Genomic DNA, 5,752 nt, shown 5'->3' with positions numbered 1-5,752 from the left:
CCGCAATCCGGCGTTGCAGCGCGCTACGGTAGAATGACTACCGTACGCCCGCTGCGCCTTGTCTTGCAGCAAATGGCCGCCGACGCGGCGTCGTATGAAACGGCAACAGACCCTAGTTCCCGGCGCCCGCGGTGGGGCCGGCACGCTGTCCTCGGCGGCTGTCTTATCATGCTTTGGGTCATGGCGCCGCTCCACGTTGCCGTGGCCTCGGGCTGGCAGCCGTCGTTGCCGGATTGCACGGTATTCGCGCAGCACCACACGGTGGGCGGACAAACCCGGTTGCCCGCCGGCTCGCTGATATTGCCGCAAGATACAAGCGGCTTCGCCTCGGGCTATCAGCCCAGCCAAACGCTGATCGATGTCGGTCGCCTCGAGATCACCGCCTATGATTGCCCCAGGCGCATGACCGCGAACGGCGTTACCGCGCGGCTGCACGCAACGCTCGAGGCGGCCGGCTATACCCGGCGATTCGCCTGCCGCGGCCGGCAATGCGGGCCGCCGCCGGGCTGGCAACGGTTGCTGGGGCTGCACGCGGCGCCGAGCCGCAGGGCTTTCAATTACAGCCTGATGTCGCGCCAATACGCCAAAGGCCGAGCCTATGTGGCGGTGTATGCGGCCAATCTTGACCAGCGACCGCGCGTCGTGGTCTACGAGCTGCAAGCCGACTACGATCTGCCCGCTAAGCTCGAATTCGATCGTGGCCAAGTCCGCGCATCGAGCGTGGTGGATGATGCACCGTTGGTTACGGTGCGGTTTGCGACCGGCTCGGCGCAGCTCGCCGGCAAGCAAAAGCTCCGCGACGCCGTGGCCCACGCTGCCGAAGTCAAGGCCGCGGCCAAAGCCAAAGCCAAGGCTAAAGCCAAGGCCAACGCCGGCGCTAAATCCGAAGACAGCGCCGAGACCGGCGAGGCCCCACCTGAATCCAAGGCTGAATCCAAGGCCGAATCCGGACCCGATTGGGTAGTGGTCGGCCATGCCGATCCCAGAGGCACCAACGCGACGAACGGCCCGTTGTCTTGGCGGCGCGCGCGCACGGTGGCCGATGTGCTCGTCGATCTGGGCGTGCCGCCGGCCGCGCTTCGGGTATATGCGGTGGGCGCACAGGTATCATCGTCGGGTGATTGGGAGCGGGGCGCGGCCGCAGCCGCCGAGCGGCGCGTGGATGTGTTCTGGCGCGCACCGCCGCCCGAGGACGACGAGGAAGAGTCCGGAGAAAACGCCGCCCACCAAAACAGCGCGCAAAACGAACAGTCCGGGAAGCAGGCGGAAGAGCAGGAATGATGTACGATCAAGAACGTGGTTCGAGCGCCTAATTCCAGCAGGGCCCGCCCACCGGCCCACACCGCCGGACGGGCCCCATGAGGCACGGCAAAATGAAGATCCTCGGCAAGCGATCCATGTTTACCGGCGCATGGCTGCTCATGCTGTGGGCTACGGCCGCTCCCGCGCAAAGCCACATCGACTTGTACGGCGACCATGGCTCGCACGAGCGCCAACCGGCCGCGCCGCCGCATCGTAACGACGCGCCCGTTATTGTCCGGGCGCCGAGCCAGCGCCCGAAAAGCGACCGCTGGCGGCGCCACTACCGTGAGCCCTACAACGGCCTGCACGATTCAAGCCGCCGGCGCCGGCGCCACGGTCCGCACGGACATTGGCGGCATGAGCATTCCACGCAACCGAATCGGCATGATGGCTCGGTCATCGTGGAGGCGCCGCGACATGATCGATGGCGGCGCCGTTACTATCATGAGCCGTACAACAGGTTCGGTGATTCGGGCCGCTGGCACCGCCGGCCCGGCGCGCCCGGGCACTGGCGCCATCGGCTTAATCGAGGTGTTCAGCGTTTTCCGTCGGGGCCCGAATCCCGCGGCACCGGCACCCGGCCGACCTATAACGGCCAGTTGTTGGGCCCGTCGCGCTGAACTATCGGGCGACTGTAGAAGTCGCTATAAACCGTCGAAAAATCTTACATTACAATGCGCAAGTTACACTTGTCCTGCGCCGGCTCACCTATTTCCGCCAGCCCAAAATAACCGGAAAGTAGAGTTCGCGACGTGCCACGGCGAAAATTCCGAGACTGGAAATAATTGTTGCCATCGCGCCCAGCGGGTCGCCTATTGTGCTGGCGAAAAAAGAAAAAACCTGCCCGAGAATAGCGGCTTTATTTTTGGTAGTGGCGGAGCGCCGCAAGATAAACGCGATGCGAGTACCGCAATTCACTTCACGTATTCGTCCGCGGCCGGTTGACAGCGCATAAAACCGGGTTCGAAAATTAACGGCGGATTCGAAAATAACGCCAGCGAGGGGCGCTCCGGTTTCATATCATCGACATCCGTCCCCGGGTCCGGGCCAATCGATTTTGTGATATGAAATCCACGTAACAATCAAAGTCTCCTTGAGGGGTTGTCATGCAAAAAAATAATCCACAAGCGATGCATCTCGCCGGTAAGCGCCAGGCCGGGCAGGGCATGGTGGAATACATCATCATCGTCGCGCTGATCGCGCTGGCCGCTATCGGTGCTTTCTCGTACTTCGGACAGGCCATCCGCGGCCAGACCGCGCAAATGGCCGCACAGATTTCCGGCCAAGGCGGTGAGGAAGGTACTGCTACGGCCCAGAAGGCTGCTACGGGCGCCCAGTCCGAGGCCGATAAAGATGTCAACCTGGACAACTATGTAGAGCGGGATAAGGGCGCCACGGGCGGCGGCTAGCTTTCGATACGCTAAGCATTTGCTCGAATGCTTGACGAGGGTGGCGGACGAGGGTGGCGGTTGCGCCGGTCGCCGGTCGGAAAATTTCCCGATCGGCCGCTTCCGCCGCCCGCGCTAGCGCTTGAGCGCCACGCGGGGTTCGAGAAACGCCGCTATGTTGCCGTGTCGTAGCTGCGATCTATGTGTCCGGCGCACGAAAGCAGGGGGAAGAACAATGAACAAGGCAAGAATCATTCGGCTCTCGATCGTTGTCGCGTGCTGCCTTATGGCGTGCGGCCCGGCGCTCGCCCGGGGCGCTTACGGTTGCCAGGTTCGCGACCCGGGCCGGTTCGACACCGACCGCGACGGTTATCTGAGCCATTCCGAAACATACGGCACCCCGATCGCGTCGATATTCGACTACGCCGACCGCAGTAACGACAACTACCTGAGCCCGCGGGAGTTCCGCTCTTATTGCCGGTACGAACGCACAACGCGCCGCGAATCGCGTTATGACCATGACCGTGAACCGCGTTACAACGAAGGCTTCATGCCCGGCTCGGTGGGCGAGATCATGCGCCGCCAGGGCCGCCGCCAGCGCGATCACGTCCACGGCCGTCTCCGGCGCGAGCTGAATCGCGCCACCGACGACTCCGTGAGCGACGCGCTCGACTCGCTGTTTGGTGACTAGCGCGCCGTATGTCGAGCCGGAACGCAGCCGTGCCCGCCCAGCCGAACACCGCTCATTGTAGCCCGGCAGCCCAACCGCGCCGGCCGGACCGTCCGGCGCGGATGCATACAGGCCGGCCGCTCGGCGCCCCACGCCGCCAGCAAGGCCAGGTCATCCCGTTCACGCTGGTCTTCATCTCCGCCGTCATCCTGGGCCTATGGGTGATGTACGACTCGGGGCAAATCCAAACCCAAAAAATCAAGCTGCAAAACACGGCCGACAACGTCGCCTACAGCAACGCGACCCTAATGGCGCGGGACCTGAACTTCGCCGCCTACACCAACCGCGCGATGGTCGCCAACCAGGTGGCCATCGGCCAGATGGTGGGTTTGAGTTCTTATGGCGTGTTTCTAAAGCGCACAGCGACCAACCTCGACGACCTCGCGACCCTGTTCCCGCCGCTGAAAGCGGCCACCACGGTCGTCAAGCAGGTTGCGAGTACGTTCTCGACTACGGTCGATCACATCGCCAGCGAGGTGATGATTCCGGCCAGTGATCGTAAGGTCCGGTGGTTATCGAAAGTGCAGAAACGCTATCATAGAGCTTCACTTAAGGTCGCCAGCACTGTCAGCAGCATGGTCGGCTACCGCAACGACCCGGACGCGGTCGCCTTCCTGACCAACAACGGCGCGGCGGGCATCAGCGCCGCCGTGGGGGCGTATGCCCGGTGGGCGAGCGCAATCGGCCCACAGAACGAGCTCAACGACCCGGACGACGACTCGGCCCAAGCGGTCGCCGAGAAAGCCCGCTTCGACGCCTTCGGCCGCCACCTCGTCCGGGACTCAAAAGACCCGTTCTCCCGCCATCGCAGCTACGACTGGTTTGATATCGATTTCGGCGTGGTGGCATTCGAGGCCCGCAAACGCGGCGGGGCCGGTCTCAAGCGCACGGCCTCAAGCGATCGTTATCATTGGGACTGGTCCGCCATGGACACGATCGGCCTATGGGAGAAAGTCTGCGTGCCGATCGCCGGCTGCTCGTGGACGAGTGAGCCCATCGGCTGGGGCGCCGCCCACGCCGTGGGCTATACCCACAGCGACGGCACCCGATACCAATACCTGAATGGCGGCAACTTCCCCAACGGCCTGGACCGCGACGAGGCCTGGGGCGGCGCGGTGCAAAACGAAACCGCCGCCCATATAGCCGCCGGCGAATTCGAAGACCACAACCTGGCCCAAGTCGGCGGCCTACAGCCCTTCTACGCATTCCGCGACGCAACCGCCTACCACGATTACGGTCCGGCCAACATCGCCGTCTACGTCAAAAGCGCCGAGGCGATCTCCTCCGAGCACACGATGCTCGACTACGTCGCCCCGGAAATCGACACCGAAGGCGCGGGCGGCTTAAGCCACCGCCGCATCAGCGCCGCGGCCAAGGCGCGCCCGGTGTTCATGCGCGCCACCGACCTGGATAGTTTTGCGCGTAGCGACGGCCATTATGAACACGGCAACCTGTTCAACCCCTTCTGGCAACCCCGGCTGGTCGAACTGACGACGGCCGAAAAACAACAGATCGCGGCGGCCCTGGCGGCCGCACCGTAGCAACCCAACCGAGAGGCTGAGTTTATGCAATCGAATAGCTCGTTTCGTCAGATCATCGTCGGCACGGTGGCCGCGCTGGCGGTGCTCGGCGCCGGGCCGGCATTCGGGAAAGACTCGCAAGGAGAAGGCGGTTATTGCCCGAATGCTTTGCCGGATCCCAGCCGGATGAGTACAAAGCAAATGGCCAAATACGGGGACTACGAGACCAACCCGGCGCACACGAAGCGCCAATATGAAAGAGCAAAACTCAATTTCCATCGGCGTAATGATTGCGCTAGGTGGATTCACGGCACGGCTCCGGTAGCTGTATTGAGCTATAAGTTGCACCGTAATCCGCCCGACCCAAGAACGCGGAAGATAACAGCGCACGATAGGGTTAAAAAAGAATCGCATCGTATGAAAGATAGTTATATCTCATACGCTATAGAACATCTCCAGAGAAAGTATATCGATGCCACTGTCGACCTGGCGTATCAGGGCAAAAGCCAGAAAGAAATCGACCGCGAATTGTACTGCGCGTGCCTGAGCGATTATCCGGTCGCTTGGAAGGCCGATGAGCGCCGGCGCGAGCGCTACAACAAAACACACTCCGAATGAACCCGGGCGCGGCCAACAAAGCGCGCTCGGCGGCGCCATGACCCCACCGGCTAGCCGCGCGCGCCAGACCGGCGTCGGCGCGGTCGAATATATCCTCGGCAGCGGAATATTGCTGCTTGTGCTACTAACGCCGTTCCCGCTACACGGCACCACCCGGAACGTCGTCCAACGCCTGGTCTACGCCATCCAAAAAG

Annotated in this window: 6 protein-coding genes; all 6 read left to right on the top strand. The window is 62.8% G+C overall.

What is annotated here, in order from left to right; all coding sequences use genetic code 11:
- The first annotated feature begins 180 nt into the window (after positions 1-180).
- The 6 genes from VFJ08_RS02020 to VFJ08_RS01995 all read left to right on the top strand — a co-directional run bounded on the left by VFJ08_RS02020 (position 181) and on the right by VFJ08_RS01995 (position 5,558).
- Positions 181-1,281, top strand: a complete 1,101-nt coding sequence (locus VFJ08_RS02020; RefSeq protein WP_324994629.1) for an OmpA family protein — start codon at positions 181-183, stop codon at positions 1,279-1,281.
- A 77-nt stretch (positions 1,282-1,358) separates the two neighbouring features.
- Positions 1,359-1,922, top strand: coding sequence for a hypothetical protein (locus VFJ08_RS02015; RefSeq protein WP_324994627.1), 564 nt, complete (start codon positions 1,359-1,361; stop codon positions 1,920-1,922).
- Positions 1,923-2,408: 486 nt separating this feature from the next.
- Positions 2,409-2,711, top strand: a complete 303-nt coding sequence (locus VFJ08_RS02010; RefSeq protein WP_324994625.1) for a hypothetical protein — start codon at positions 2,409-2,411, stop codon at positions 2,709-2,711.
- Between the two features lie 214 nt (positions 2,712-2,925).
- Positions 2,926-3,381 (top strand): hypothetical protein, encoded by a 456-nt coding sequence (locus VFJ08_RS02005; RefSeq protein WP_324994623.1) that lies wholly within the window; start codon positions 2,926-2,928, stop codon positions 3,379-3,381.
- Positions 3,382-3,482: 101 nt separating this feature from the next.
- Complete coding sequence (locus VFJ08_RS02000) at positions 3,483-4,961, top strand: hypothetical protein (protein ID WP_324994621.1); 1,479 nt, start codon at positions 3,483-3,485, stop codon at positions 4,959-4,961.
- A 24-nt stretch (positions 4,962-4,985) separates the two neighbouring features.
- Positions 4,986-5,558: a hypothetical protein gene (locus VFJ08_RS01995; RefSeq protein ID WP_324994619.1), complete on the top strand. Its 573-nt coding sequence runs from the start codon at positions 4,986-4,988 to the stop codon at positions 5,556-5,558.
- Positions 5,559-5,752: the final 194 nt, after the last annotated feature.

The organism is Salinisphaera sp. (assembly GCF_035690525.1).
Classification (GTDB): domain Bacteria; phylum Pseudomonadota; class Gammaproteobacteria; order Nevskiales; family Salinisphaeraceae; genus Salinisphaera.
This window is presented reverse-complemented; position numbering and strand designations above follow the sequence as displayed.